Here is a 26467-nt window from a genome sequence, read left to right as displayed (position 1 = left end):
CCCGCCGTGGTGGCGACGGCCGCGGCGTCGCGGCGCGGGCGGCGGGGCGGACCCGCTATACTGTCTGCCTTATTGTCCCCCGCTTTCAGACAGGTTGCGCCGCATGTTCGAGTCCCTGACCCAGCGCCTTTCCGGCACCATCGAGCGCCTGCGTGGCCGTGGCCGCCTGACCGAGGAGAACATCCGCGAGGCGACCCGCGAAGTCCGCATCGCGCTGCTTGAGGCCGATGTCGCGCTGCCGGTGGTGCAGGCCCTGATCGAGCGCATCAAGGTGCGCGCGGTCGGCCAGGAAGTGCTGAAGTCGCTGACCCCGGGCCAGGCGCTGATCAAGGTCGTGCGCGACGAGCTGACCGCGGTGATGGGCGCCGAAGCCAGCGACCTGAACCTGAATGTTCCGGCCCCGGCCATCATCCTGATGGCCGGCCTGCAGGGCGCCGGCAAAACCACCACCGTGGGCAAGCTGGCCAAGCACCTGAAGGAAAAGCGCAAGAAGAAGGTGATGGTGGTCTCGGCCGACGTTTACCGTCCGGCCGCGATCGAGCAGCTGAAGACCCTGGCCGAGCAGGTCGGCGTGCTGTTCTTCCCGTCCAGCGCCGACCAGAAGCCGGAGGCCATCGTGCGCGCCGCCATCGACGATGCGCGCAAGTCGTTCGTCGACGTGCTGCTGGTCGATACCGCCGGCCGCCTGGCCATCGACGAAGCGATGATGGCCGAGATCAAGGCCCTGCATGCGGCGGTCAACCCGGCTGAAACGCTGTTCGTGGTCGATGCCATGACCGGCCAGGACGCGGCCAACACCGCCAAGGCGTTCGGCGATGCGCTGCCGCTGACTGGTGTGGTGCTGACCAAGACCGACGGTGACGCCCGTGGTGGTGCCGCGCTGAGCGTGCGCTACATCACCGGCAAGCCGATCAAGTTCGTCGGTGTCAGCGAAAAGCCGGAAGGTCTGGATGTGTTCCATCCGGACCGTATCGCCAGCCGCATCCTGGACATGGGCGACGTGCTGTCGCTGGTCGAGCAGGTCGAGCAGCAGGTCGACAAGGACAAGGCCGCCAAGCTGGCCGAGAAGGTCGCCAAGGGCAAGAAGTTCGACCTGAACGACATGCGTGACCAGCTGGAGCAGATGCAGAACATGGGCGGCATCGGCGGCCTGATGGACAAGCTGCCGGGTCTGGGCAACATCCCGGACCATCTGAAGCAGCAGGTCAGCCAGGGCAAGGAAGTGCCGCGCATGATCGCCATCATCGGTTCGATGACCAAGAAGGAACGGCGCAATCCGAACCTGCTGAACGGCTCGCGCCGTGCGCGCATCGCCAAGGGCTCGGGCGTGACTCCGGCCGACGTCAACAAGCTGATGAAGCAGTACATGCAGATGGAAAAGATGATGAGCAAGATGGCTGGCGGCGGCATGAAGGGCATGTTGCGCAGCATGAAGGGCATGATGGGCGCCATGGGCGGCCGTGGTATGCCGTTCCGTTGACCGGCGCGAGGGCAGGGCGCAGGTGCCGGGATCGGCACTTGCATGCCACGGCCCGTATTGCTTGACTGCCTGCCGTATCTGACAAAGGAATGTTCATGAACAAAGTGATCGTGGTGACGGTCCTGGCCCTGGGCCTGACCGCATGCAAGGACGACACCTCGGTGTCGCAGAAGGCGGGCAGTGCCATCAGTGGCACGGCGGCCGATTTCGTCGCAGGCCTGGGCGAGGGCGTGGACAAGCGCATGAATGTGACGCTTCAGGCTGATCCGGGCCTGGCCGCACGCGGCTTGACCGTCACCCTGGGCAAGAGCCGTGGCATGGGTTCCAAGGAAGCGGCGGTGTACGTGGTGGCCGACAAGGCCTTCAAGGGCAAGCTGGTGGCCCGCGCGCTGGACGCCGACGGTACCGAGATCGGCCGGGCATCGGCTGAGGCGGAGTTTGCCGCTGATGATGCGCGCTACGTGACCTTCCAGTTCAATGAGGAAATGGACAGCCAGCTGGTGCGCACCTACGCGGTGGCGGCACGCTGAGCCGGCGGCGAGCGGTACGCGCCGCGCGCATCGGCCTGCCCCCGTAGTGTCGAGCAAGCTCGACTCTACCCCTGTCCTGCGCGCACCATGGGGGCCTGTCCGAAACGATGGGCCGTCATGCAGAGCTCCGCTGTAACTTCCCGCGTCGAGGCGTTCTGCCGGCGCTTTGACGTTTCCGTCCCGATCCTGTTGGCACCGATGGCCGGCGCCTGCCCGGTGCCGTTGTCGGCCGCACTGGCCAATGCTGGCAGCATGGGCGCGATGGGCGCGGTGCTGTCGTCATCGGCCGACATCGGGCGCTGGATGGACGATTTCCGCGCCGCTTCGACCGGCCCGGCGCAGGTGAACCTGTGGCTGCCGGACCCCGCACCGACCCGCGATGTCGCCGCCGAGGCCGCCAGTCGCGCCTTCCTCGCGCAGTGGGGTCCGGACGTGCCGGCCAGTGCTGCCGACGCCACGCCCGCCGATTTCGACGAACAGTTCGCCGCGCTGCTGGCCGCGCGCCCGGCGGTGGCCTCGACCATCATGGGCGTGCTGCAGCCACGCTACGTGCAGCAACTGAAGGACGCCGGCATCGCCTGGATTGCCTGCGCGACCACGCTGTCCGAGGCGCGCGCAGCGCAGGATGCGGGTGCAGATGCCGTCGTGGCGCAGGGCGTGGAGGCGGGCGGTCACCGTGGTTCGTTCGACCCGGCGATGGCCGAACGCCAGCTGGTGGGATTGTTCGCGCTGCTGCCGCGGTTGGCCGATCACCTGCAGATTCCGGTGATTGCCGCCGGCGGCATTGCCGACGGTCGCGGCATCGCTGCAGCGCTTGCGTTGGGGGCCAGTGCGGTGCAGATCGGCACCGCTTTCCTGCGCACGCCCGAAGCGGCCATTGCCTCGGCCTGGGCCGATGGGCTGGCCGCCAGCGAACCGGAAGACACCTGGCCGACCCGCGCCTTCAGTGGGCGCCTGGGTCGTGGTCTGGCCACGGCCTATGTGCGCGCGGCCGCCGCCGAAGGCGCCCCCGCGCCACGCCCGTACCCGGTGCAGCGCGGGCTGACCGCGCCGATGCGCAAGCAAGCGGCGCAGCGCAATGAACTGGCGGCGATGCAGGCCTGGGCCGGGCAGTCGGCGTGGATGGCGCCGGCACGACCGGCAGCCGAGGTGCTGCGTGGCATGTGGGAACAGGCGCAGGCGCTGCTGCGATGACGGTAACCTGCAACGGCCAGCCGGCACGGGTCGAGGACCTGCTGCCGGCGCTGGTGAACTACGGTCACTTCACTTCCCTGCAGGTGCGTGGCCATGCCGCGCAGGGTCTGGACCTGCATCTGGCGCGGCTGTCACAGGCAACGCGTGAACTGTTCGGCAGCGAGCTGGACGCGGCGCAGGTGCAGGCATGGATGGCGCTGGCAGTGCGACAGTCAGGTCAGGCCGATGCCTCGCTGCGGGTGACCGTGTATTCGCGCCACTTCGATTTCCGCAATCCGCTGGCTGAGGTGCCGGTGGATGTGCTGGTGGCGGTGTCCGCGCCGGTGACGCTGAGTGCACCGAAGCGTGTGCGCAGCGTGGCCTGGCAGCGCGAACTGCCGCAGATCAAGCACGTGGGTACGTTTGGGCTGTTCGCGCAGCGTCGGGCGGCGCTGGCCGAGGGCTTCGACGATGCCCTGCTGGTCGGCAGCGATGACTGCATCAGCGAAGGCACGACCTGGAACCTGGCCGTGCACGACGGCCATCAGCTGCTCTGGCCGCGCGCGCCTGCCCTGCGCGGTACGGCCGAAAGCCTGCTGAAGCAGCATTGGCCCGGTCCGCAGGTAACCCGGCCGCTGCCGCGAGCGGCGCTGGCCGGTGTGAAGGCGGCCTTTGCCTGCAACGCCAGCGGCCTGTGGGCGCTGGACGCCATCGACGGGCGGGTGCTGCCGGGGTCGCAGGCGCTGGCTGAACAGGGCAGGGCGGTACTGGCGGGCGTGCCGTGGGACGCGCTGGGGTCAGAGCCCTTTTGCGCGGCAAAAGGGCTCTGACCCCGGGAGCAGGTGCCTGGGGTTGGCTCGGCCCGGCTCTGCCGCTATAATCGCCCGCTTACCTCGCCATCCTGGCGACTGGGCAATAGGAAAAACACCATGGTCAAGATTCGACTGACCCGCGGCGGCGCCAAGAAGCGTCCGTTCTACCACATCATCGTCACCGACGTGCGCAGCGCGCGCGACGGCCGCAACATCGAGCGCGTTGGCTTCTACAACCCGGTCGCCCAGGGCGCCGAGAAGCGCATCGAGCTGGACCTGGCCCGCGTTGACCATTGGGTCAAGAACGGCGCTCAGCCGACCGACAAGGTCCGCAACCTGATCAAGGAAGCGACCAAGTCCCAGGCCGCTGCGGCCTGATCCTGACGGGCCACGCTTCGGCGTGGCCCTCTTGGTTGAAGCAGATGAAAGATATCGAGCGCCGCATCCTGCTGGGCAGGGTTGTCGGCGCTTTTGGTGTGCGCGGCGAGATCAAGCTCGAGTCCTGGACCGAGCCACGTTCCGCCATTTTCCGTTACCAGCCGTGGATCGTGCGCAGCCCGTCCGGCGTGGAAACCACGATTGAAGGTGTGCGTGGCCGCGACAGCGGCAAGCACCTGGTCGCCCGTTTCCCCGGCGTTGAGGACCGTGATGCGGTCGAAGCGATGCGCGGCACCGAGATCTATGTGGCGCGCAGTGCCTTGCCGCCGCCGAAACCCGACGAATACTACTGGGTGGATCTGGAAGGCCTGGATGTGAAGACCACCGAGGGCGTTGCCCTGGGCCAGGTCTCGCATCTGTTCAGCACCGGCGCCAATGACGTGGTGGTGGTCCGCGGTGACCGCGAGCGGATGATTCCGTTCGTGCAGCCGGACTTCGTCAAGTCGGTCGACTTCGAGGCCAACCTGGTCGTGGTCGACTGGGATCCCGAGTTCTGAGCGTGAGCATGCGTTTCGACGTCATCACCCTGTTCCCCGAGTTCCTCGCCCAGTCCGCTGGACTGGGCGTGGTCGGGCGCGCGCAGGAGAAGGGGCTGTTCAGCCTGCATGGCTGGAACCCCCGTGATTACGCCGAAGGCAACTATCGCCGGGTGGATGACCGTCCGTTCGGTGGTGGCCCGGGCATGGTGATGCTGATCGAGCCGCTGCAGGCCTGCCTGCAGGCGATCCGCGAGGCCGATCCGACCCCGGCGCGGGTGATCTACCTCAGCCCACAGGGGGCGCCGTTGACCCAGGCCAAGGTGCGGGAACTGGCGGCATTGCCGCGCATGGTCCTGCTCTGCGGCCGTTATGAAGGCATCGACGAGCGTTTCCTGGGGGCCAACGTCGACGAGGAGATTTCCCTCGGCGACTACGTGCTGTCCGGTGGCGAACTGGGTGCGGCGGTGATCATCGACGCCGTGGCCCGCCTGCAGGACGGGGCCCTGAATGACGCCGAATCGGCAGCCCAGGACAGCTTCGAGGGGGACCTGGGCCTGCTCGACTGCCCGCACTACAGCCAGCCGGCCCAGCACCCGCTGGGTGACGTGCCGGACGTGCTGCGCTCGGGCAACCATGCGGCCATCGCCGCCTGGCGTCGCCAGCAGTCGCTGGTCCGTACCGCCGAGAGGCGCCCGGACCTGCTGGATGAACAGGCGCTGGGCAAGGCCGACCGCAAACTGCTGGAACAGGGCCGCCAGGCCCGCAAACAGAAGGCCAGCCCCTAGCGCAAGGCTGGCTTTATCGGCTATGATGGCCAATTCCCGTCGGCCCCGGCCGGCGTGCGCAGTACCCAAAACAAACGTGCAGCACAGTCCGGTGACTGCATGAGCCTACGTTGTCGATACGACACGCCCACCCGAACAAGAATCGGTGTAACCCATGAGCAAGCTGAACAAGTCCATCGTCGCGGAATTCGAATCCGCCCAGATCACCCGTGAACTGCCGAAGTTCAGCCAGGGCGACACCGTTGTCGTCAACGTGAAGGTGAAGGAAGGCAGCCGCGAGCGCGTGCAGGCCTACGAAGGCGTTGTCATCGCCACCAAGAACGCCGGCCTGAACTCCTCGTTCACCGTGCGCAAGATCTCGCACGGCTACGGCGTCGAGCGCGTGTTCCAGACCCACAGCGCCATCATCGACTCGGTCGAAGTGAAGCGTCGTGGTAAGGTCCGCGCCGGCAAGCTGTACTACCTGCGTGGCCTGGAAGGCAAGGCTGCCCGCATCAAGGAAGACCTGGCTGCCGCTGCTGCCGCCAAGGCTGCCCGTCTGGCCGAAAAGGCCTGATAAACAACTTCGGTTGTTGCCGCGACGGCCACCTTCGGGTGGCCGTTTGCGTTTCCGGCATCGCATCGGCCACGATCAGGCCATGAACGACATCAATCCGCGCTATCCCGTCGTGATCCAGTCGGCGCTGCGCTTCCTCGACGGCAGGGGGCTGGCGCGTGCGCAGTCGGCGCCGCTGCTGCATCGCCTGCTGTGGCGCCTGGGCATTGTGCTGCCGCCGCCGATCCTGGCCGGTTTTGCGACCAACGCGCTGGTGCAGGGCCTGCTGTTCGGGCTGTTCTGGACCGCCCTGATGTGGCTGATGCTGTGGCAGGGCAGCGAGCGCCCGCTGGCGCTGCTGCTGGCGGCCGGTCTGTTGGCCGGCGTCCTGTTCGGTGTGGTGATGGCGGCGCTGATGCGGTCGCTGCGCCGCCACCGCAAGCTGCCGGACTGGCGGCAGTTCCGGACCCGGCGCGCGGACTGAGCCGATGGCGCGCCGCGCCGTGACCGCCAGGCGCGGACCGCGCTAGTCTGCAGCCTCATCCCGATGGAGGTGCCGTGCGATGCCTGCCAAGCGAACCGCACCGGCCGCCGTGCCCAGGCTGCTGTCCGGCGGCAACCCGCAGATCGCCAAGGGCGAGGGCGATGCTCCCGTGCAGGCCTATATCGCCGCGATGCCCGGCTGGAAGCGGCCGATCGGTGTGCAGCTGGATGCGCTGCTCGGCCAGGCCGTTCCGGGCGTGCACAAAGCCGTGAAATGGAACTCGCCGATGTATGCGGTTGCGCCGGGCGCGGGCTGGTTCCTCAGCTTCCACTGCTTCACCCGCTACATCAAGGTGGCGTTCTTCCGCGGCACGACACTGACGCCGGTGCCGCCCGAGTCGTCACGCAGTGCCGACACCCGCTACCTGCACATCGCCGAAGATGCGCCGCTGGATGAAGCGCAGTTCCTCGACTGGGTGCGGCAGTCGGCCGCGCTGCCCGGAGAGCAGATGTAACCCCGACATTCCCATCCCCTTGCCGACGAGAGCCCCCGATGGCCACCCATGCGCCCAACCCTGCCGATGCCGGCACACCGGCCGCCGAACTGATCGATGCACGGATTGCCGAGCTGGCTGACTGGCGCGGCGAAACACTGGCACGCGTGCGTGCGCTGATCCATGAAGCACTGCCGGACGTGCAGGAAACGTGGAAGTGGCGCGGCACGCCGGTGTGGGAGCAGGACGGCATCCTGTGCACCGGCGAAACCTACAAGCAGGCGGTGAAACTCACCTTCGCCCACGGCGCCGCGCTGCCGGACCCGAAGGGCCTGTTCAACGCCAGCCTGGACGGCAACACCCGGCGCGCAATCGACATCCATGAAGGCGCGATGCCCAATGCGCCTGCGTTGAAGGCCTTGCTGCGTGAAGCAGCGAAGTACAACGCGGCAAAGAAGAAGCGGTAGCGCCGGCCAGTGGCGGGCACTACCGTGGCGGTGCGGCATCCGGGTCGGCCACCGGCGAGGGCGGGCAGGCGGGGATTTCCGAGGGCGTGGCCAGCTCTTCGGCGTGCGACGGGGCGCCCATCATCTTTGCCTTGCGCCAACCGCCCCAACGGTAATAGGCCAGCGAGAGCAGCATCGAGACCAGCGAACTGACCGGGAAACTCCACCAGATCGCATCGGCGCCCCAGTAGGGCTGCAGCAGTTCGGCGAACGGCACGCGCACGCCCCACAGCGACGCAGCCAGGATCAGCAGCGGGGCGATCACCGCGCCGGTAGAGCGCACAACGCCGGAGATCACGAAGCTGACGCCGAAGAACAGGAACGAGCCGATCACCACGTGATTCAGGTGCCGGGCCGTCTCCAGCGCCTGGCTGGCCGGCGGCAGGAACAGGGCCAACAGCTGCCGGTCGAACACCACCAGCGGCAGGATCAGCGCACCGGTCAGCAGGAAGTTGAACAGCACGCCCTGGCGCGCGGTGCCGCGCACGCGGTCCCAGCGCTGCGCGCCGACGTTCTGCGCGGCCATCGACGAACAGGCGGCGCCGATCGCCATCGCCGGCATCTGCAGGTAGTTCCACAGCTGCAGCGCAGCGCCATAACCGGCGGCGGTGTCGGTGCCGTACTGGTTGACCATGGTCATCAACAGGATGATCGACAGCGAGATCAGCACCATCTGGAAGCCCATCGGCACGCCCTTCACCACCAGCGCCTTGAGGATGGTCAGGTCGAGCTTGAACAGGTGCATGTCGGCACGGCCCAGCCACAGGCTGTGGCGCTTGTGCCGCATGTACAGCAGCAGGCCGGCCAGTGACAGCGTCTGCGCGACCAGGGTGGCCCAGGCCGAGCCGGCGATGCCGAGCGCAGGCAGCGGGCCCACGCCGAAGATCAGCAGGGGGTTGAGCACGATGTCCAGGACCACCGACACCATCAGGAAGCGGAACGGCGTGCGCGAATCACCGGCACCGCGCAGCGCGGCAGTAAGGAAGGCGAACGCATACAGCGTCGGCATCGCCAGGAAGATGATCTGCAGGTAGGCCTCGGCCAGGGGCAACGAGGCGGCCGGCGTGCCCATCGCGGCCAGCAGCGGGTGGGCCATGAACCAGCCGGCGATGGCGATGATCACCGACAGCCCGATGAAGAACGTGGCGCTGGTGCCGACCACACGCCGCGCCTGGGCGATGTCGCGCGCACCCATGGCCTGGCCGATCAGGATGGTGGAGGCCATGCCGAAGCCGAACACCGAGCCGATCAGGAAGAACATGATGTTGTTGGCGTTCGCGGTGGCGGTCAGCGCCGCCTCGCCAAGGAAGCGCCCCACCCAGACCGCGTTCACCGAGCCGTTCAGCGACTGCGCGATGTTGCCTGCCAGGATCGGCAGGGAGAACAGCAGGAGACTGCGGCCGATCGGGCCGGAGGTCAGGTCAAGCGGCGCTTTGGCCATGGAGTGGTGATCGAATCCCGGGAGGCGCACACTAGCACCAAGCCGGTTTGCGGGATGTGGCAATGCATCAACGACTGCAGGTGACGTGGCGCGTAGTGCTGGCCTTGATCGGCGCCGTACTGGCCGCATGTTCGATGGACGACCGGTTGGGTGATACCCAGATCCGGCCGACCGACCGACCCGAATGCCTGGTGGGCAGCCAGCGCCAGGATCTGGCGTCCGGCGTGCGGCCCTTGATCGGTGGCACCGGCTGCCGTGTCGACCCGGAAAATCCGCGTCCTTTGAACAAGCCACCGGAGTAGTTTCGCCACATGCCCGAGCTTTCCCCGCTGTCGCCCAGTGTCCGCCTGGACATCTGGTTGTGGGCGGCCCGTTTTTTCAAGACCCGCAGCCTGGCCAAGCAGGCCATCGAAACCGGCAAGGTCAGCGTGGCCGGGCAGCGCCCGAAATCCTCGCGCGCGGTGCGCGTGGGCGAGCAGCTGCAGGTGGATCGCGGCGAGGAGCATTTCGAGATCCAGGTGCTGGGCCTGAGCGATCAGCGCGGCCCGGCACCGGTGGCGCAGCAGCTGTATGCCGAGAGCGAGGCCTCCAGGGCCCGGCGCGCCGAACAGCGGGCGCTGCGCATGGCCGCTCGTGACGGGTTCCAGCCGCCGGAGCACAAACCGGACAAGCGTGCGCGGCGATTGATCCGCGCCCTGGGTGACATCGACGCGCTGTGACGCGCCGGCAGGGTTCCGGTCAGCCATCATTGGGTCTGCATCGGGCAGGGTCGGGTGTTCCTGTCATGGAAGATCGCCATGTTGCTGCGCCATTGCCTGTTGTGCCTGGCCCTCGCCACCGCTGCCCCGGTGTTCGCCGCCGACATCACCTTCTGGGATACGCCGCAGCGCGGTGGCAACAGCTTCAACGAGAACCCGCCTGACCGTGCCTACTTCCAGGCGCTGCGGGATACCGGCGCGACCTGGGTCCGGCTGAGCCCGGACAAGTGGAAAAGTGCCGGCGGCCGCGACTTCCTGATGGGCGATGCCGATCGCTATCAGGGGCTGGTGCAGGCCGACGTGGCCATCCTGCGGCGTGCGCTGGATGACGCCAATGCCTCGGGCCTGAAGGTGGTACTGGTGCCGTTGTCGCTGCCCCTGCTGCGCTGGAAGCAGAAGAACAATGGCGTGGTCGACCAGCGGCTGTGGCAGTCGATGGACAACCATCTGCCTGCGCAGCGCTTCTGGCATGACCTGGCCACGGCATTGAAGGGGCATCCCGCGCTGGCGGCCTACAATCTGATCAATGAGCCGGTGCCGGAGTACGGTGCAGGCCTGGCCGAACATGCCTCGACCGATGCCATGCGGCAGTGGTATGCCGGTGTGCAGGACGGTCCGCGCGATCTGCGCCGCTTCTACTCGGCGCTGATCGCCAGCATCCGCGAGGTCGATGCGGACATGCCGTTGATGCTGGATGCGGGCTGGTATGCCGCCGCCGATGGATTCAACTACTGGCCAGCGCCGTTGGCCGATACCCGGCTGCTCTACAGCGTGCACATGTACGAGCCGTATGCGGCGACCAGTGCGCCGAACCAGAAGCGCGCCACGCCGTACCGGTATCCGGGCCTGGTGCCGTTCGGTGAGCACAGTGAACGCTGGGATGCCGCGCGCGTGCAGGCGTACCTGCAGCAGCCGATGAACTGGGCCAGGACCCACGGCATCGGCGCCAACCGCATGGTAATCGGTGAGTTCGGCTGCATGCGGCGCTGGCCGGACTGTGCCCGCTATCTGCGCGACGTGCTGGCCGTGGCCGAGCAGCAGCGGGTTCACTGGGCGTTCTACGCCTTCCGCGAAGATGGTTGGGACGGCATGGACTATGAGCTGGGCGACACGGCGCTGCCGGGCTCGTACTGGCAGGCGGTGGAGAAGGGTGAGCCTGTGCAGCCACCGCGTTCGATGCAGGCGCCGCTGTTCGCGCCGATCCTGCAACGGTTGAAAGACGGGGCGCGTTGAGAACGCCGCCGCTGCGCCGCATGCCAACCAAGGTTGGCATCTACCGGTTCATGGCCGCCGTCGGATCGCTCTGGTAGTCGCCCACCTTGGTGGGCGATTGGGTGTGCCAACCAAGGTTGGCACCTACCGAGGCACGTCAACCGTGCAGGTCGTAGCGGTCCAGCTCCATCACCCGGGTCCAGGCGGCGATGAAATCCTGCACGAACTTCTTCTCGCCATCGGCGCTGGCATAGACCTCGGCCAGTGCGCGCAGCACCGCATTGGAACCGAACACCAGGTCGGCGCGGGTACCGGTCCAGCGTGCAGCACCGTCGTTGCGGTCACGGCCTTCGTAGCTTTCACGGCCGGTGGCCTTCCACTGCGTGCCCATGTCCAGCAGGTTGACGAAGAAGTCGTTGCTGAGCGTGCCCGGGCGCGCGGTGAACACGCCGTGCTTGCCGCCGTCGGCATTGGCACCTAGCACGCGCAGGCCGCCGACCAGTGCGGTCATCTCCGGCGCGGTCAGCGTAAGCAGCTGTGCCTTGTCGATCAGCAGCGCCTCACCCGGCACGCTGTAGGCGCCCTTCAGGTAATTGCGGAAGCCATCGGCGGCCGGTTCCAGCACCGCGAACGATTCGACATCGGTCTGTTCCTGGCTGGCATCGGTGCGGCCCGGGGTGAACGGCACGCTGACCTCATGACCACCGGCCTTGGCGGCCTGTTCGACACCCACGCCACCGGCCAGCACGATCAGATCGGCCAGTGAGACGTGCTTGCCGCCGGCATTGAAGCTGGCCTGCACCTTCTCCAGCGCGGCCAGCACCTTGGCCAGCTGCTGCGGCTGGTTCACCGCCCAGTCCTTCTGCGGCGCCAGGCGGATGCGTGCACCATTGGCGCCGCCGCGCTTGTCCGAACCACGGAAGGTCGAGGCCGACGCCCATGCGGTGGAGACCAGCTCGGCTACGCTCAGGCCCGCTGCGGCGATCTGCTGCTTCAGTGCGGCGATGTCCCTGGCATCGATCAGCGGGTGCTGTGCTTCCGGCAGCGGGTCCTGCCAGATGAACTGTTCGGCGGGAATTTCCGGGCCGAGGTAACGCGCGCGCGGGCCCATGTCGCGGTGGGTCAGCTTGAACCATGCGCGGGCGAAGGCATCGGCGAAGGCCTGCGGCTCGGCGAGGAAACGGCGCGAGATCTTTTCGTAGGCCGGATCCATGCGCAGTGACAGGTCGGTGGTGAGCATGGTGGGGCGGTGCTTCTTCGACGGATCGTGCGCGTCGGGAATCACCGCGTCGGCATTCTTGGCCACCCACTGGTGCGCACCGGCCGGGCTCTTGCTCAGTTCCCACTCGTTGCCGAACAGGATTTCGAAGAAGTCGTGGCTCCACTGCGCCGGGGTACGCGTCCAGGTCACTTCCAGGCCGCTGGTGATGGCATCGCCGCCCTTGCCGCTACGGAAGCTGCTGGCCCAGCCCAGCCCCTGGTTTTCCAGGCCGGCGGCTTCGGGTTCCTTGCCGACGTTGTCGGCCGGGCCGGCACCGTGGGTCTTGCCGAAGCTGTGGCCACCGGCGATCAGCGCGACGGTCTCCTCGTCGTCCATGGCCATGCGGCCGAAGGTATCGCGGATGTCATGCGCGGCCAGCACCGGATCCGGGTTGCCATCCGGGCCTTCCGGATTGACGTAGATCAGGCCCATCTGCACCGCAGCCAGCGGGTTTTCCAGCTTGCGCGAGTGCACGTCGCCATCGGCGTCGTCATCGGACACCAGCACGCCATGGTTCTCTTCAACGCCTTCCGAGCCATGCTTGTAGCGCACGTCGCCGCCCAGCCAGGTGGTCTCGCGGCCCCAGTAGACATCCTGGTCCGGCTCCCAGGTGTCGCGGCGGCCGCCGGCGAAGCCCAACGTCTTGAACCCCATCGATTCCAGCGCGACGTTGCCGGTGAGGATGAGCAGATCGGCCCAGGAAATGGCCTGGCCGTACTTCTGCTTGATCGGCCACAGCAGGCGCCGGGCCTTGTCCAGGCTGACATTGTCCGGCCAGCTGTTGAGCGGTGCGAAGCGTTGCTGGCCACGGCCGCCGCCGCCACGGCCGTCGCCGATGCGGTAGGTGCCGGCACTGTGCCAGGCCATGCGGATGAACAGGCCACCGTAGTGCCCGAAGTCAGCCGGCCACCAGTCCTGCGAATCGGTCATCAGCGCCTTCAGGTCCGCCTTCAGCGCAGCGTAGTCCAGCCCCTTGAACGCCTTGGCGTAATCGAAGCCGGCATCGAGCGGGTTGGAGCGCGCCGAATGCTGGTTGAGCAGGTCCACGCGCAACTGGTTCGGCCACCAGTCGCGGTTGGTCGTCGCGTCGCCGATGACGGCATGGTTGAACGGGCACTTCGCTTCGCTTTTCATGGGTCTCTACCTGTGGACTGGCGAAAGGTGGAATCGGGGGAGGCCTGACCACCATAGGCGGCGCCTACCGATGGGTAAATTCGATTGATTCAACCGCTGCGATAGTGGATGCCTATAGATGGCCGCGGACGCCTGTGCGTGATCAGCGCTTGAGCAGGCCCGCGCCCAGCTTCATCAGATCGCTGGCTCCGAACTGGCCGTCGCCGTCCTGGTCCAGTACGCCGCCGAGCAGGCTGCCGATGCCGCCGGACTGTTGCGTTTCCTGGCCCAGTGCCTGGCTCAGCTGGCCTGCGTTGCCGCCCTGGGCGAAGCGTTGGGCCAGGAAGGACATCACGATGGGGGCGAGGATCGCCAGCAGCTTGCCCGAGGTGCCGCTGTCGAGGCCGGTCTTCTGCCCGAGCAGTTGTGCCGCCTGCGGTTGCTGGCCACCGAACACGTGGCCGAGGATGCCGGCGCCATCGGTGGCGCCGCTGCCACCGCCGCCCATCACCGCGCCCAGGATGCCGCCCAGGTCGAAGCCGCCGCCACCGCTGTGGTCGCGCTGCAACGCGTTGAGCAGCGACTGCGCGCCCTGTGGCTCACTGGCGTTCTGCCCCATCGCGCCGAGCAGCAGGGGCAGGGCGCTGCCGACAGCCTGGGTGGTCTGGCTGCTGTCCAGGCCGAGTTGCTGGGACACCTGCTGCAGGCCTTGGCCCTGCTGCAGCTGCTGGAAGAGGGATGCAGCAAGCGATTCGGTGTTCATGGCAGTCTCCGTTCGGTGAAGGAAGGACTGCCCGAGCATAACGCCGGGTACACGACGGCAATGCGAAGGGTTCATGGCGCCCGGGCGGGCGCCGTGTCGACCGGTAGCGCCGGGCCCTGCCCGGCGGCCCTGGGTTACAACAACGCCTTCAACCGGTACAGCGCTTCCAGCGCCTGCTTCGGGGTCAACTCGTCCGGATCGATCGCCGCCAGCGCTTCCTGCGCCTTGCTGGACGGCGCGCTGAACAGGCCAAACTGCTGCGGTGCGTCCAGTGCCTGCGGTGCCAGTTCGGCCGCGTGGCTTTCGCCGCCACGCTGTTCCAGCTCGGCCAGGCGACGACGCGCCTGCGCCACGGTCGCGCGCGGCAGGCCGGCCAGCGCCGCCACCTGCAGGCCGAAGCTGCGGTTGGCCGGGCCGTCCTTCACTGCGTGCATGAACACCAGCGCCTCGCCATGCTCGACCGCGTCCAGGTGCACGTTGGCAATGCCGCTTCGGCCGCCCTCGTGCTGTTCGTCGGCCAGCGCGGTCAGTTCGAAGTAGTGGGTGGCAAACAGCGTGTAGCAGCGGTTCTGGTAGGCCAGGTGGCGGGCCACCGCGTCGGCCAGCGCCAGGCCGTCATAGGTGGAGGTGCCACGGCCGATCTCGTCCATCAGCACCAGCGAGTGCGCGGTGGCGTGGTGCAGGATGTAGCTGGTTTCGGCCATTTCCACCATGAAGGTGGATTGCCCGCGCGCCAGGTCGTCGCCGGCACCGATGCGGGTGAGGATGCGGTCGATCGGGCCGATCAACGCGCGGCTGGCCGGCACGAAGCTGCCGATGTGGGCCAGCAGCACGATCAGCGCGTTCTGTCGCATGTAGGTGGATTTACCGCCCATGTTCGGGCCGGTGATGACCAGCATGCGACGGTCTGGATGCAGGTCCAGATCGTTGGGTTCGAACGGCTGTTCGCGCACCGCCTCGACCACCGGGTGGCGGCCGCGTTCGATCTTCAGGCAGGGCTCGGCCTGCAGTTCCGGGCGTGCCCAGTCCAGCGCCTGTGCGCGCTCGGCGAAGGCGGCCAGCACGTCCAGCTCGCTCAGCGCCGCGGCACACTGCTTCAGCGGTTCCAGCTGGCTGCCCAGGGTGTCGAGCAGTTGTTCGTAGAGGTACTTCTCGCGCGACAACGAACGGTCGCGCGCGGACAGCACCTTGTCTTCGAACGCTTTCAGTTCTTCGGTGATGTAGCGCTCGGCATTGGTCAACGTCTGCCGGCGGGTGTAGTGCACCGGCGCGCGGTCGGACTGGCCCTTGCTGATTTCGATGTAGTAGCCGTGCACGCGGTTGTAGCCCACCTTCAGGGTGGGAATGCCGCTGCTTTCGCGTTCGCGCTGTTCCAGGTCGACCAGGAACTGGTCGGCGTGGGTCGACAGCCGGCGCAGCTCGTCCAGTTCTTCGTCGAAGCCATCAGCCAGCACGCCGCCATCGCTCAGCTTCAGCGGTGGCATTTCGGCAATCGCGCTCGCCAGCAGCTGCGCGCATTCGTCGTGCTCGCCCAGCGCGGCGTGCAGGGTCTGCAGGCGCGGCGAATCCAGCGGTGCCAGCACCTCGCGCACAGCCGGCAGCAGGCCCAGGCCATCACGCAGGGTGGAGAAGTCGCGCGGGCGCGCCGAGCGCAGTGCAACGCGGGTGAGGATGCGCTCCAGATCGCCCAGGCGGCGGAACTGCTCGCGGATGTCGGCGTCGCTGCCGCGATCGATCAGGGTTTCCACGGCGTGATGGCGCTGCACCAGCACCTCGCGCAGGCGCAGCGGACGATGCAGCCAGCGCCGCAGCAGCCGCCCGCCCATCGGCGTGACCGTGCTGTCGAGCACGCCCAGCAGGGTGTTGCGGGTATCGCCGTCGACGCGCGTATCCAGCTCCAGGTGGCGGCGGGTAGCGGCGTTCATCGCGATCGCCTCGCCGGCGGTTTCCATCGCGATCGAGGTCAGGTGCGGCAGGCGCTGCTTCTGGGTTTCCTCCACATAGCCCAGCAGGGCGCCGGCGGCGGCGGTGGCGCGCGGCTTGTCGTCGATGCCGAAACCGCTCAGGTCATGCAGCTTGAAGAAGGCCAGCAGCTGGCGGCGGCCGCTGTCGGCGTCGAACAGCCACGGTGCGCGGCGGCGCACGCCGGTGCGCTGGCGCAGGAACTCCGGCCAGTTCTCTTCGTCAGGCACCAGCAGTTCGGCCGGCTCCAGGCGCGCCAGTTCGGCTTCCAGCGCGTCGTCGGTCTCCACTTCGTTGACCAGGAAGCGACCACCGGCCAGGTCGGCCCAGGCCAGGCCGTAGCCCTGGCGGGTACGCGACAGGGCCATCAGCAGGGTGTCGCGGCGCTCGTCCAGCAGCGCCTCGTCGGTGACCGTGCCGGGGGTGACGATGCGCACTACCTTGCGTTCGACCAGCCCCTTGGCCAGCGCCGGATCGCCGATCTGCTCGCAGATGGCCACCGACTCGCCCAGCGCCACCAGCCGCGCCAGATAGCCTTCGTAGGCATGCACCGGCACACCGGCCATCGGGATCGGCGCGCCGCCGGAACTGCCGCGCTGGGTCAGGGTGATGTCGAGCAGGCGCGCGGCCTTGCGTGCATCGTCGTAGAACAGCTCGTAGAAGTCGCCCATGCGGAAGAACAGCAGCAGGTCCGGGTAGTCGGACTTGGCTGCGAAGAACTGCTTCATCAGCGGGGTGTGTTCGGCGGACTTGTCTTTGGACATGGGACTCGTGGATCGGGGCATCCGGCCGCGCCGGAAGGCTGCGGCGGCGGAGCAGGGACAGGGCCGTCCATGGTAACTGCTGGGGCACCCGGGTGCCGGTACCGATGCCGGGCCGCAAGGCGCATCAGGCCGCTGCCCGCGCGATCTGCCGAGGGCCGGTGGGCCCCTCCACGGCGATCGCCCGTCGGGGATTCCCGGTATCCGTCTCAAGGGTATTACCTGGCATTATGAATGCGGGTATCAGGGGTATTTCCCAGGCCGCTCCGCACAGTTCAGGATATTCTTGAAGGTATATGAAGAAAATCTCTTAAAGATTCTCCCGGTCACGCCGCCATCGATCGTACGGCCATGATCAAGGGAATTGAGATGCTCGCCTTACGCAACCTCCGTGTGGGTTCCCGGCTGGGGGCCGGGTTTGGTCTGCTGCTCCTGTTCATTCTGGCCATTGTCGGCCTGGTGCTGTACGGAAATCACCTCAAGTCCGCCCAGTTCGGAAAGGTGGTGGACGTGAACATGGTGAAGATGCGGCTGTTGAACGACATGCTCGATACCAACAACGCGATGCTGATGCACCGGCGGTTGATGGTGATCAAGCGCGGCGAGGATTTCGACAAGGATTATCAGCAGGCCCTGCAGCTGTCGCATACCTACGACGGTATATGGGCGCGTTACGTCAAGATTCCGCGCGACGCTACCGGCGATACGCTGGTGGCGAGAATCGAGGCGGCGCGCAAGGCTACCGAGGTTTCCACCGGTCAGCTGCATGCACGCATGAAGGCCGGTGATTTCGACGGTGCCGCCCGGGAACTGCTGGCCGAGCATGGTCTGGCGACAGCGTGGAATGAATCCATTTCCGCGCTGCTGCGCCACCAGGAATCGCTGACCGCGCGCAGCCGCGAAGAGTATCGCGCCACCGAGGCCTGGACCGGCACGCTGTCGATGGTATTTGGTGCACTGAGCCTGCTGCTGGGGTCATTGGCGGCCTGGGCGATCACCCGCAGCCTGACCCGCCCGTTGGCGGGGGCGGTGAAGCTGGCCGACGGTATCGCCAGCGGACGCCTGGACACTGCCATCGACGCCTCGGGCAACGATGAGGTGACCCAGCTGCTGAAGTCTATGCAGCGCATGCAGGCCCAGGTGCAGGCGGTGATGGCGGCACAGGGCGAGCTGGCCCGCCAGCACGATGCGGGAAGTCTCAGCTATCGCATGGACGAGAGCGCGTTCCCGGGCGACTACGGACGCATGGTGCGCGAGACCAATGCCCTGGTGGGCTCGCACGTACAGGTGCAGAACCGCTTGATCGAAGTGATGAAGCACTACGCGCGCGGTGACCTGTCGGTGGACATGGATCCGTTGCCGGGCGAGAAGGCGGCGATCACCCAGGCCATGGACGAGACCAAGCGCAGCCTGTCGGCGATCAATGGCGAGATCCGCCGGCTGGCGACTGCAGCGGCCGCCGGCGATTTCAGCCAGCGCGGTGATGAAGCGCGCTTCTCCTACGAGTTTGGTGACATGGTGGCCGGGCTGAACCGGCTGATGCAGACCACCGACGAGAATCTGGTACAGGTCTCGACCCTGCTGCAGGCGATCTCGCGCGGCGACCTGACCGTGCGCATGGAAGGTGACTTCCATGGCGTGTTCGCGCGCATGCGGGACGACTGCAACGCCACCGTCGATCAGCTCAAGCAGATCGTCGGGCGCATCCAGTCCAGTGCATCGAGCATCACTCTGGCCGCAGGCGAGATCGCCGCCGGCAATACCGACCTGTCGCGGCGCACCGAGCAGCAGGCGGCCAACCTGGAAGAGACCGCCGCATCGATGGAGGAGCTGACGTCCACCGTCAAGCAGAACGCCGAGCACGCGCGCCAGGCCAACCACCTGGCCATCGGCGCGCATGGCGTGGCGACGCAGGGCGGCGATGTGGTCGGCCAGGTGGTGACCACCATGTCCGCCATCGAAGCCGCTTCGAAGAAGATCGCCGAGATCATCAGCGTCATCGACGGCATCGCCTTCCAGACCAACATCCTGGCGTTGAACGCCGCAGTGGAAGCCGCGCGTGCCGGCGAGCAGGGCAGAGGCTTTGCGGTGGTGGCCAGCGAAGTGCGCACGCTGGCGCAGCGCTCGGCGGGGGCGGCCAAGGAAATCAAGGGGCTGATCGAGGATTCGGTGGGCAAGGTGGCCGATGGATCGGCACTGGTGCGTCAGGCCGGCACCACCATGGGCGAGATCGTGGCCTCGGTGCAGCGCGTGACCGACATCATGGCCGACATTTCCGCAGCCTCGCAGGAGCAGAGTTCGGGCATTGAGCAGGTCAACCAGGCGGTGGTGCAGATGGACGAGACCACGCAGCAGAATGCAGCGCTGGTGGAAGAAGCCAGTGCCGCCGCACGCTCGATGGCGGAGCAGGCCAACCTGCTGTCCGAGGCCGTGGCCGTGTTCCGTACTGGTGCGGTTGCTGCGGCCACATCGGTTCCGCGCGCGCTTGCCGCAGTGGCCGCCTCGATCGCGCCGGTGCGACGACCGGCGACGCTGTCGCCACGCATCGAGCAGACGTTGGCCGCCAATGCAGGTGGCTGGGAAGAGTTCTAGCGGTAGCGCATGCCGGCAGGGAGACGGCGCCCATCGCGATGGCTGATCGCGGTGGGCGCACCTTTGTTCCTGAACGCGCCATGGCCGATCAGGTGGCGGACACGCGCATTTCACTTCCGGTTGCCCCCCCCGGGAGGAGACTTACGACATACCGCAACCTTGGAGATGGCCATGAAGACCTCGACCCGATTGCTTGTGCTGGGCACGCTGCTGGCGGCATCGTCGGTGGCCGGCGCCCAGACCTATGGCCCGCGCGATGAGGGACGCCGTTTCAACGATGGCAGCCGCGTGGTCTGCAAGAACGTGGAAGTGCAGCGCAACTCGCGCGATCCCAACCGTATTGCCGGCACGGCGACCGGCGCGGTGATCGGTGGCCTGTTGGGCAACCAGGTGGGTGGCGGCAACGGCAAGAAGCTCGCCACCGTGGCCGGTGCCGTGGCCGGTGGTGCGGCGGGGCGGCAGATCCAGGGCAACAGCCAGCAGAAGAACGGCGATCGCGTGGTCGAACGCCGCTGCGAGCGCGTCTACCGCTGATTGCCTGTACCCGCGCGGCCCCTTCCGCAGTATTGCGCAGTACGTATGTCCCGAACGCCGGCCCCGAGCCGGCGTTCGTCGTTGAAGTGGCCCGTATCGCGGGCCGCGGCGCGGTGTCTATACTGCGCCGACTTCAATGGATGAACGAACTGTGAACGAATCACCCCTGGTTGAGTCGCGCGTGCCGGTTGCCGAGGTCGATCCAGCACCGGAAGCGACAGCGCGCTTCGGCCGACTGCGCGAGCGTACCGACGAGCTCGAATTGTTCATTTCCGGCCTGCTGGCGTTTGCGCTGTTGGCGGTGCCCGGTTACCTGTTTGATGCCTGGGCGCGCAGCAGCCTGCACACCGAAGGCATGTACTTCCAGGTGCTCTGGTTTGGTTTCAGCATCAGCGTAGGCATGTGCTACGTACTGGCGGTGGCGCTGATCGCGCACCTGACCGTGCGCGGCTACTGGATCGGGCTGATCGGGTTGAAATCGCACTTTCCCAAGGGCATCGACTGGGAGCGGCTGCAGCACATGGGCCCGGTATCGCGTGCTTTCCTCAAGGCCCGCGACGGCGGCCTGGACGGCAGCATCGAGCGCGCCGACCGCCTGGCCACGCTGCTTTTCTCCACCACGCTGCTGGCGGTGCAGACGCTGGCGGGCACCCTGGTGGTTGCCGTGCTCACGCTGTGCGCGGCGATGGCGATCAGCGCACTGGCCGGGGGGGCGGAGCGCGTCGGCATGACGGTGGTGGCAACGGTGCTGACCAGCCTGTTCGCGCTCGCGCTGGTGCCGGCGGTGCTGGAACGTGCCATTGCACGCCGGCAGCGGCGCGGCCAGTCCTCCGATCGTCAGCAACGCTGGCTGCAGCGCTTTCTGGGGGCCATGCAGCGCATTCCCCTGCTGCGTCTGATGCAGGCGATGCAGTTGACGTTGCAGAGCAACCTGCGCTCGCGTTCGTTCATGGTGGCCTACCTGCTGGCGGTAATGGTGGCGATGGTGCTGGGCGGAGTGCAGGTGCTGGGGTCGCTGAAGTTCTCGCTGTTCAACCGTTATCAGGTGATGACCGATGAAGCGGTCGAACACGGCATGCTTAGTGCGCACTACGAGTCGCTGCGCTCCGCGCACGATCAGCTGTTGCCGTATCCGATGATTCCGTCCGACACGATCAGCGGTTCGCGACTGCGCGTGTTTATTCCGCATCGGCCGCAGCGTGACAACCCGCTGGCCCGCCAGCACTGCACCGCGCTGCCGGGCGCCCGCAACGAAGCGACCGGCATGCAGGCGGCCAATGCGGCAGTGGAGTGCCTGTCGCGGCTATGGCAGGTGCAGCTGGACGGTACGCCGGTGGATCTGCACGACTTCATGCCGATGGAGCGTCGCGACCTCGACATGCGTGGCCTGGTGGGCTATCTGCCAACGGCTGGGCTGACGCCGGGGCGGCATGATCTGTCGCTGGTATGGAATGCGGAGGGCGGCACGCGCGGAGGTGATCGTCGCCGCGAGTTCCGCATCCCGTTCTGGTACGCCCCAGACCCCTAAGAAAAGGGGACGGAGGGGATTAAGTCGCAATCGCCCAAGCTTGCCGACGACTTAATCCCCTCCGTCCTCTTTTTTGGCGAGGAGGCGGTGGGCGGCGAGGCTGCCGTAGAGCAGCAACAGGGCGGTGAGGGTGATCAGTTCGTGGCTGACGTCGGCCAGGCGGGCGTCCATCTGGTTCAGGCGCACCATCAGGTTGATGCCGGAGGTGGTCGGCAGCAGCTGCGCCAGCCAGACCAGCGGTTGCGGCGTCATCACTGCCGGCCACGACAGGTTGGCCAGGAAGAACAGCGGGATCGAGGTGGCGATGATGTACTGGAACGCGCGTTCGCGGGTGCGGAAGAAGCTGCCGACGAACAGGCCGAACGCCACCGTGGCGGCGATGAACAAGGTGCCACCCAGCAGCTGGCCCAGCGGATTGCCACCGCGCGGATAGTCCTGCACCCAGGCGGTGAAGCCGGCGTAGTAGAACAGACCGAACAGGCCGATCAGGCCAAAGCCCAATGCCATGCCGGTCAGCGTCGGCAGGTCGAAGCGCAGTCGCCGCCCCAGCGCGAGGCGGCGGCCGCCGAGCAGCACGCCGATGCCCATCAACAGGGTCTGGTGCACGATCAGCTCGGCCACGCCGGGCACGATAGCGCTGCCATAGCCTTCCTGGGTGTTGTACAGCGGGCGCTGCACCAGCGTGACCGGCGGTGCCTGCGGTGCGCCCATGAAGGCGGCCTGGCCGACCACCGCATCCCGCCCGAACGCGCCCAGTGCATCGGCCACGCTGCCCAGCACCCAGCTGGCGCGGCCCAGGTACGCACCGTTGCCGAGCAGCACCAGCTTGGCCGGGTGCCCACGCAGGATGTCGCGCTCCAGGTTGGCCGGGATCAGCACGATGCCCTCGGCGTGGCCGGCTTCCAGCTGCTGGCGTGCGCTGTCGATGTCGGCCGGTTGTCCGACCACACGGGCAACCCGCAGCGCGTCGAGCTTGCGCAGCAGTTCGCGGCTGGTGGCGCTGTGGTCTTCGTCCACTACCAGCACCGGCAGGTTGCCGGCCACCTGGTGGCGATACGCGGCCGGGTAGAAGAACGAGTACAGGATGACCGCACCGACCATCACCACGATCGCGTAGCGGTCGCACAGCACCGCCATCAGGGTCTGCCGCAGGCTGCGCCACACTGCACTCATGCGTCGGCCCCCGCAGGCTGTGCGGCTTCGGGCGTACGCGAGAAGGCGATCAGGCGCATTCCGCCGATGCCGCCCGCCACCAGGGACATCAGCAGCAGCGTAGCCAGTGGCCACAACGAGACCAGCAGCGGCGAGCCGACGAACTGCTGCTGGGTCTGCAGCTTGATGTAGGCACTGAGCGGCAGCAGCTGATGCCAGACACGGGTGAACAACGGACCGTCCAGCACCGGGAAGGTGGCGCTGGAGAATGCCAGCGCGGTGCCGATGCTGAGGCCCACGGCGGACAGTGCGGTGCCCATGTCGCGGGTGATGCCGACGAAGAACAGCGCGTAGGCGGCGGTGGCGAGGTAGAACAGCGGCTGCGCGAGCAACAACAGCAGCACGCTGCCGGCCACGCCATCGCCGCGCAACCAGGCGAGGTAGCCCAGCCCGAGCGCGCCATACAGCGAGAACAGCAGGATGTACGGCGCGACCTTGCCGGCAATCGCCGACCATGGCGTGCCGCCCAGCCAGGCGGGCAGGGTGCCGTCGCGGATCTCGCGGCCGAGGCTGCCGGCCACGGCCAGTGCCAGCACCAGCGACAGCACCGCCGGGAAGATCAGCGGCAGCAGGAACAGCTCGTAGCTCCGTGCCGGGTTGTAGAGGATGTCCGACTGCACCGCGATCGGTGCGGCACGCAGTTTGCCCGGGCCGACCTGCAGGCCGATGCGCTCGCGCAGCAGGCGTGCGTTCCAGGCCGAGACCGCATCGCCGATATCACGCGCGGCGGACTGCCCGGTGGTCATGTAGGTGGCGTTGTAATAGGCGAACACCGTTCCCTGGCGGCCACGCAGCGCCTGGCGGGTGACATCGCGCGGCACCAGCACGATCGCGAACACGTCCAGGCGGCGCAGCTGCGAACGTGCGTCCTCCATGTCGGCTGGCTGGCTGGCGATGCGTACGCCGGGGCTGGCGTCGAGCATGCGCAGCAGCAGGCGGCTGTCACTGCTGTGATCAAGATCGACCACGGCAATGGGGATATCGCGCATCACCGAGGGCGTGAACATCCACGCCATCAGCACCAGCATCAGCAGCGGCAGCAGGGTAACCAGCATCAGATCGGCGCGGTTGCCGCGCAGCGCACGCAGCTCGCGCCGCCACGAAGCGGCGAAGCCGCCCGTGCCCGGGCTCAGTGCTGGGGCCATGCGAACAGCACGCTCATGCCGGGGCGGAAGCCCTCGATGCGGCGTACCGGGCGCACCCGCACCTCGAAGCTGCGAACGTCGTAGCCCGACGACTGGCGGGTGGTACGCCAGGTCGCATAGTCACCGGCCGGGTTGATGAAATAGACCTCGAACTCAGCGTCCTGCCCAAGCGCCGGCACGTTGCCGCGCAGCTTGCTGCCGACCTTCAGGCCCTGCATCTGCGATTCGCGCAGGTTCATCGCCACCCACATGCGGTCGATGTCGACCAGGGTGAATACCGGGTAGCCGGCCGGCACCAGTTCGCCCGGGTCGGCCATGCGCTTGTTGATCTCGCCCGCCATCGGCGCGCGCCCTTCCACTTCGGCACGCGCGGCGTTGACCTCGGCCACCGCGCCCTGCGCCTGCTGCACCTGGCCCTGCGCGGCGCGCTTGTCCTGCTCGCGCGCGCCGGCCAATGCCATGTCGTACTGCGCGCGGGCGGCACGCGCCAGTTCGCGCGAACTGGTGGCCTGGGCATGCGCTTCGTCGCGCTTCTGCCGGGTCATCACCCCTTCGTTGAACAGGTTCTGCACGCGCTGGTAGGTGGCTTCGGCCAGCGTCGCACCGGCTTCGGCGCGCTTCCAGTTCGCTTCCGCAGCGCGGATGTCTTCGCTGCGCGCGCCTTCGTCGGCCTTGTCGGCCACCGCCTGTGCGGCGGCCAGGGCACCGTGGGCCTGCTGTTCCTTGGCGGCCACTTCGGGGCTGTCGAGCAGGAACAGCACCTGCCCGGGCTGCACGCGGTCACCCTCTCGCACCTTCAGTTCGGCCACGCGCGCAGTGATCTTGGCGGCCACGTTGATGGTGTCCGCATCGGCCATGCCCTGGATCTGGTCGGCCGGGCTGCGCCAGGCCAGCCACAACCCGAGCACCACCACGACCAGCAGCACCACCGCTAGAATCGGGCCCATCCGGCGCTTGCCCGGGGGCGTCGTCGCTTCGTCGTGCAGCACATCACTCATGGTCGATCACCTCGTCCGCACGCCGCCGGAATTCCTCGAAACGGTCCATCTGTCCACTGATCTCCAGCAACTGTGCCAGCGCAATATCGTATTGGTAAGCAGCCTGCGCACGCTCGACACGGGCGCCACCGAGGCCGAGCCGCGCGTCGATCACATCCAGCGAGGTGGCCTGGCCTTCGCGGAACGCCAGTTCCTGCAGGCGCAGGTTTTCCTGGGCCTGGGCGATGCTGCTGTCGAGCAGCACGAACTGCTGGCGCGCGGTTTCCAGTTCGTTCCACGCCTTGCGCACGCCCAGCGCGACCTGGTTCTCGGCCTCGCGCAGGCCGGCTTCGGCCTGTTCCTGTTGTGCACGCGCGGCGCTGATCTGCGCCGGCCGCGAGTTCGGCGACAGGAAGGTGTACTTCAGGCCGATGCCGAACGCCCAGTCCGGATCGGTCAGCATCTCGTCGCGACGGCGGAAGTCGTACTGGCCGAAGGCGAAGATCTGCGGTTTCAGCTTGGCCTGCTGCACGCGTACGCCCTGTTCGGCCTGCGCCACCATCGCTCGCAAGCGTGCGATCTGCGGTTGGCGTGCCAGGGCGGTGCGCTCGAAGCTGGCGACGGGTTGCAGTGGCACCCGCTGCACGAACAGCGGTGATACCGGCTGCACCTCGCCACCGCTGCGCAGCAGCGTGGACAGCGCGGCCTTCAGCGTGGCCAGATCGTTCACCGTCTTCTGGTACTCGCGCTCGGCCTTGTCGCGGGCCACGGTGGCCTGCAGACGCTGCGCGCGCGTGGCGAAGCCCTCGCGTTCCAGCTTCTCGGCGTCGGAGAGGTGGCGGTTGAGGCCATCGCGCACGTCGCGACGCACGTCCACGGCCTGTTCGGCCAGGCGCTGGCCGAAATAGGCCTGGGCCAGCTGCACGGTCAGCGACTGGCGTTGTGCTTCGCGCTCGGCGCTGGCTTGTTCGTGGGCAGCGCTGGCGGCACGCTGCGCGGCCGGGATCACACCACCGGTGTACAGCGGCAGCACCGCAGTCACCACCGGACGGGTGCGCCAGTCGCGTTCGGTGAACGACAGCGGCGAGTCGATGCCGAAGGCTTCGGCCACCGGTGCCAGCGACCCCAGTGGCAGGGTCAGGGTCTTCTGGAACTGCAGGCGGCGCACTTCACCGGTGATCTCCGGCAGGCGCAGCAGACGCGTCGCCTCCTGCAGGTCCTGCTTGTTGCGTACCGCTGCATCAGACGCGGCCAGCGCATCGGAGACCTGTTCCAGCCGTTGCCGTGCCTGTTCCCAGTCAAGTGCCGGTACAGCGGCGGTACTGTCCTGCGCCGGCGCAGCCAGCGGCAGGCAGGCCAGCAGGGCCAGCGCCAGTGCGGCCGTCGCGCGCTGCGTCCTTGTACGTCGGCCGATCACGCCCATGCCGTCCCAATAGTGAAGAAGTGCGCAAACGGTAGTGCGCGAGGCGTGAAGCCCGGGTCTGCGGTCATCG

General features: G+C 67.5%; 25 protein-coding genes. 17 read left to right on the top strand and 8 right to left on the bottom strand.

Features of this window, described 5'->3' with window-relative positions; translation table 11 throughout:
* Nucleotides 1-103 precede the first annotated feature (103 nt).
* From ffh to LZ605_RS09815, 11 genes are all read left to right on the top strand, one after another.
* A complete protein-coding gene (ffh, locus tag LZ605_RS09865; RefSeq protein ID WP_014036403.1) occupies nt 104-1480 on the top strand; it encodes a signal recognition particle protein in 1377 nt (458 codons plus the stop codon).
* A gap of 95 nt (nt 1481-1575) precedes the next feature.
* On the top strand, nt 1576-2010 hold the full coding sequence (locus LZ605_RS09860; RefSeq protein ID WP_249844670.1) for a hypothetical protein: 435 nt from the start codon (nt 1576-1578) through the stop codon (nt 2008-2010).
* Between the two features lie 117 nt (nt 2011-2127).
* A complete protein-coding gene (locus LZ605_RS09855; protein WP_249844669.1) occupies nt 2128-3204 on the top strand; it encodes an NAD(P)H-dependent flavin oxidoreductase in 1077 nt (358 codons plus the stop codon).
* The gene (locus tag LZ605_RS09850) at nt 3201-4013 is read left to right on the top strand and encodes an aminotransferase class IV family protein (RefSeq protein WP_249844668.1); all 813 of its coding nucleotides are present in this window, start codon (nt 3201-3203) and stop codon (nt 4011-4013) included. The genes LZ605_RS09855 and LZ605_RS09850 overlap by 4 nt, the downstream gene beginning before the upstream one ends.
* Before the next feature lie 99 nt (nt 4014-4112).
* A complete protein-coding gene (gene rpsP / locus LZ605_RS09845) occupies nt 4113-4373 on the top strand; it encodes a 30S ribosomal protein S16 (RefSeq protein WP_005415733.1) in 261 nt (86 codons plus the stop codon).
* A 44-nt stretch (nt 4374-4417) separates the two neighbouring features.
* Complete coding sequence (gene rimM / locus LZ605_RS09840; RefSeq protein WP_049431209.1) at nt 4418-4930, top strand: ribosome maturation factor RimM; 513 nt, start codon at nt 4418-4420, stop codon at nt 4928-4930.
* An 8-nt stretch (nt 4931-4938) separates the two neighbouring features.
* A complete protein-coding gene (gene trmD, locus LZ605_RS09835) occupies nt 4939-5697 on the top strand; it encodes a tRNA (guanosine(37)-N1)-methyltransferase TrmD (protein WP_249844895.1) in 759 nt (252 codons plus the stop codon).
* A 154-nt stretch (nt 5698-5851) separates the two neighbouring features.
* Nucleotides 5852-6253 (top strand): 50S ribosomal protein L19, encoded by a 402-nt coding sequence (gene rplS, locus LZ605_RS09830; protein WP_005408597.1) that lies wholly within the window; start codon nt 5852-5854, stop codon nt 6251-6253.
* An 82-nt stretch (nt 6254-6335) separates the two neighbouring features.
* Nucleotides 6336-6716, top strand: coding sequence for a DUF6404 family protein (locus LZ605_RS09825; RefSeq protein ID WP_249844667.1), 381 nt, complete (start codon nt 6336-6338; stop codon nt 6714-6716).
* Nucleotides 6717-6795: 79 nt separating this feature from the next.
* A complete protein-coding gene (locus LZ605_RS09820) occupies nt 6796-7230 on the top strand; it encodes a DUF1801 domain-containing protein (RefSeq protein WP_249844666.1) in 435 nt (144 codons plus the stop codon).
* A 38-nt stretch (nt 7231-7268) separates the two neighbouring features.
* Nucleotides 7269-7676 (top strand): DUF1801 domain-containing protein, encoded by a 408-nt coding sequence (locus LZ605_RS09815; RefSeq protein WP_249844665.1) that lies wholly within the window; start codon nt 7269-7271, stop codon nt 7674-7676.
* A gap of 19 nt (nt 7677-7695) precedes the next feature.
* Here the strand turns inward: LZ605_RS09815 and LZ605_RS09810 are convergent, their stop codons facing one another.
* Nucleotides 7696-9156 (bottom strand): MATE family efflux transporter, encoded by a 1461-nt coding sequence (locus LZ605_RS09810; protein WP_107230243.1) that lies wholly within the window; start codon nt 9154-9156, stop codon nt 7696-7698.
* 62 nt (nt 9157-9218) lie between these two features.
* Here LZ605_RS09810 and LZ605_RS09805 point away from each other — a divergent pair, with 62 nt between their 5' ends.
* The 3 genes from LZ605_RS09805 (at nt 9219) to LZ605_RS09795 (ending at nt 11147) form a co-directional block, all read left to right on the top strand.
* On the top strand, nt 9219-9458 hold the full coding sequence (locus LZ605_RS09805) for a hypothetical protein (RefSeq protein ID WP_249844664.1): 240 nt from the start codon (nt 9219-9221) through the stop codon (nt 9456-9458).
* A gap of 9 nt (nt 9459-9467) precedes the next feature.
* Nucleotides 9468-9875, top strand: coding sequence for an RNA-binding S4 domain-containing protein (locus LZ605_RS09800; RefSeq protein ID WP_107230245.1), 408 nt, complete (start codon nt 9468-9470; stop codon nt 9873-9875).
* Between the two features lie 78 nt (nt 9876-9953).
* The gene (locus LZ605_RS09795; protein ID WP_249844663.1) at nt 9954-11147 is read left to right on the top strand and encodes a glycoside hydrolase family 5 protein; all 1194 of its coding nucleotides are present in this window, start codon (nt 9954-9956) and stop codon (nt 11145-11147) included.
* A gap of 136 nt (nt 11148-11283) precedes the next feature.
* Here the strand turns inward: LZ605_RS09795 and katG are convergent, their stop codons facing one another.
* From katG to mutS, 3 genes are all read right to left on the bottom strand, one after another.
* Complete coding sequence (gene katG / locus LZ605_RS09790) at nt 11284-13521, bottom strand: catalase/peroxidase HPI (protein ID WP_249844662.1); 2238 nt, start codon at nt 13519-13521, stop codon at nt 11284-11286.
* 142 nt (nt 13522-13663) lie between these two features.
* Nucleotides 13664-14263, bottom strand: coding sequence for a DUF937 domain-containing protein (locus LZ605_RS09785; RefSeq protein ID WP_107230247.1), 600 nt, complete (start codon nt 14261-14263; stop codon nt 13664-13666).
* 134 nt (nt 14264-14397) lie between these two features.
* Complete coding sequence (gene mutS, locus LZ605_RS09780) at nt 14398-16989, bottom strand: DNA mismatch repair protein MutS (protein WP_249844661.1); 2592 nt, start codon at nt 16987-16989, stop codon at nt 14398-14400.
* Nucleotides 16990-17355: 366 nt separating this feature from the next.
* On the opposite strand from mutS, the gene LZ605_RS09775 reads away from it, so the two are divergent.
* The 3 genes from LZ605_RS09775 to LZ605_RS09765 all read left to right on the top strand — a co-directional run bounded on the left by LZ605_RS09775 (nt 17356) and on the right by LZ605_RS09765 (nt 21640).
* Nucleotides 17356-19578 carry a methyl-accepting chemotaxis protein gene (locus LZ605_RS09775; protein WP_249844894.1) on the top strand — a complete coding sequence of 741 codons (2223 nt, stop codon included), beginning with the start codon at nt 17356-17358 and terminating at the stop codon, nt 19576-19578.
* Nucleotides 19579-19743: 165 nt separating this feature from the next.
* Complete coding sequence (locus LZ605_RS09770) at nt 19744-20112, top strand: glycine zipper 2TM domain-containing protein (protein ID WP_014646414.1); 369 nt, start codon at nt 19744-19746, stop codon at nt 20110-20112.
* A gap of 151 nt (nt 20113-20263) precedes the next feature.
* Complete coding sequence (locus LZ605_RS09765; protein WP_249844660.1) at nt 20264-21640, top strand: efflux RND transporter permease subunit; 1377 nt, start codon at nt 20264-20266, stop codon at nt 21638-21640.
* 51 nt (nt 21641-21691) lie between these two features.
* Here the strand turns inward: LZ605_RS09765 and LZ605_RS09760 are convergent, their stop codons facing one another.
* From LZ605_RS09760 to LZ605_RS09745, 4 genes are read right to left on the bottom strand one after another with little or no spacing between them, the layout of a single operon-like run.
* Nucleotides 21692-22813: an ABC transporter permease gene (locus LZ605_RS09760; protein ID WP_249844659.1), complete on the bottom strand. Its 1122-nt coding sequence runs from the start codon at nt 22811-22813 to the stop codon at nt 21692-21694.
* On the bottom strand, nt 22810-23997 hold the full coding sequence (locus tag LZ605_RS09755; RefSeq protein WP_249844658.1) for an ABC transporter permease: 1188 nt from the start codon (nt 23995-23997) through the stop codon (nt 22810-22812). Before LZ605_RS09755 ends, LZ605_RS09760 begins: the two co-directional genes overlap by 4 nt.
* Nucleotides 23982-24995: an HlyD family secretion protein gene (locus tag LZ605_RS09750; RefSeq protein ID WP_249844657.1), complete on the bottom strand. Its 1014-nt coding sequence runs from the start codon at nt 24993-24995 to the stop codon at nt 23982-23984. Before LZ605_RS09750 ends, LZ605_RS09755 begins: the two co-directional genes overlap by 16 nt.
* Nucleotides 24988-26397 (bottom strand): TolC family protein, encoded by a 1410-nt coding sequence (locus LZ605_RS09745; RefSeq protein WP_249844656.1) that lies wholly within the window; start codon nt 26395-26397, stop codon nt 24988-24990. Before LZ605_RS09745 ends, LZ605_RS09750 begins: the two co-directional genes overlap by 8 nt.
* Between the last annotated feature and the right edge of the window lie 70 nt (nt 26398-26467).

Origin of the sequence: Stenotrophomonas maltophilia, assembly GCF_023518235.1 — a bacterium.
Taxonomy (GTDB): Bacteria; Pseudomonadota; Gammaproteobacteria; order Xanthomonadales; family Xanthomonadaceae; genus Stenotrophomonas.
This window is presented reverse-complemented; position numbering and strand designations above follow the sequence as displayed.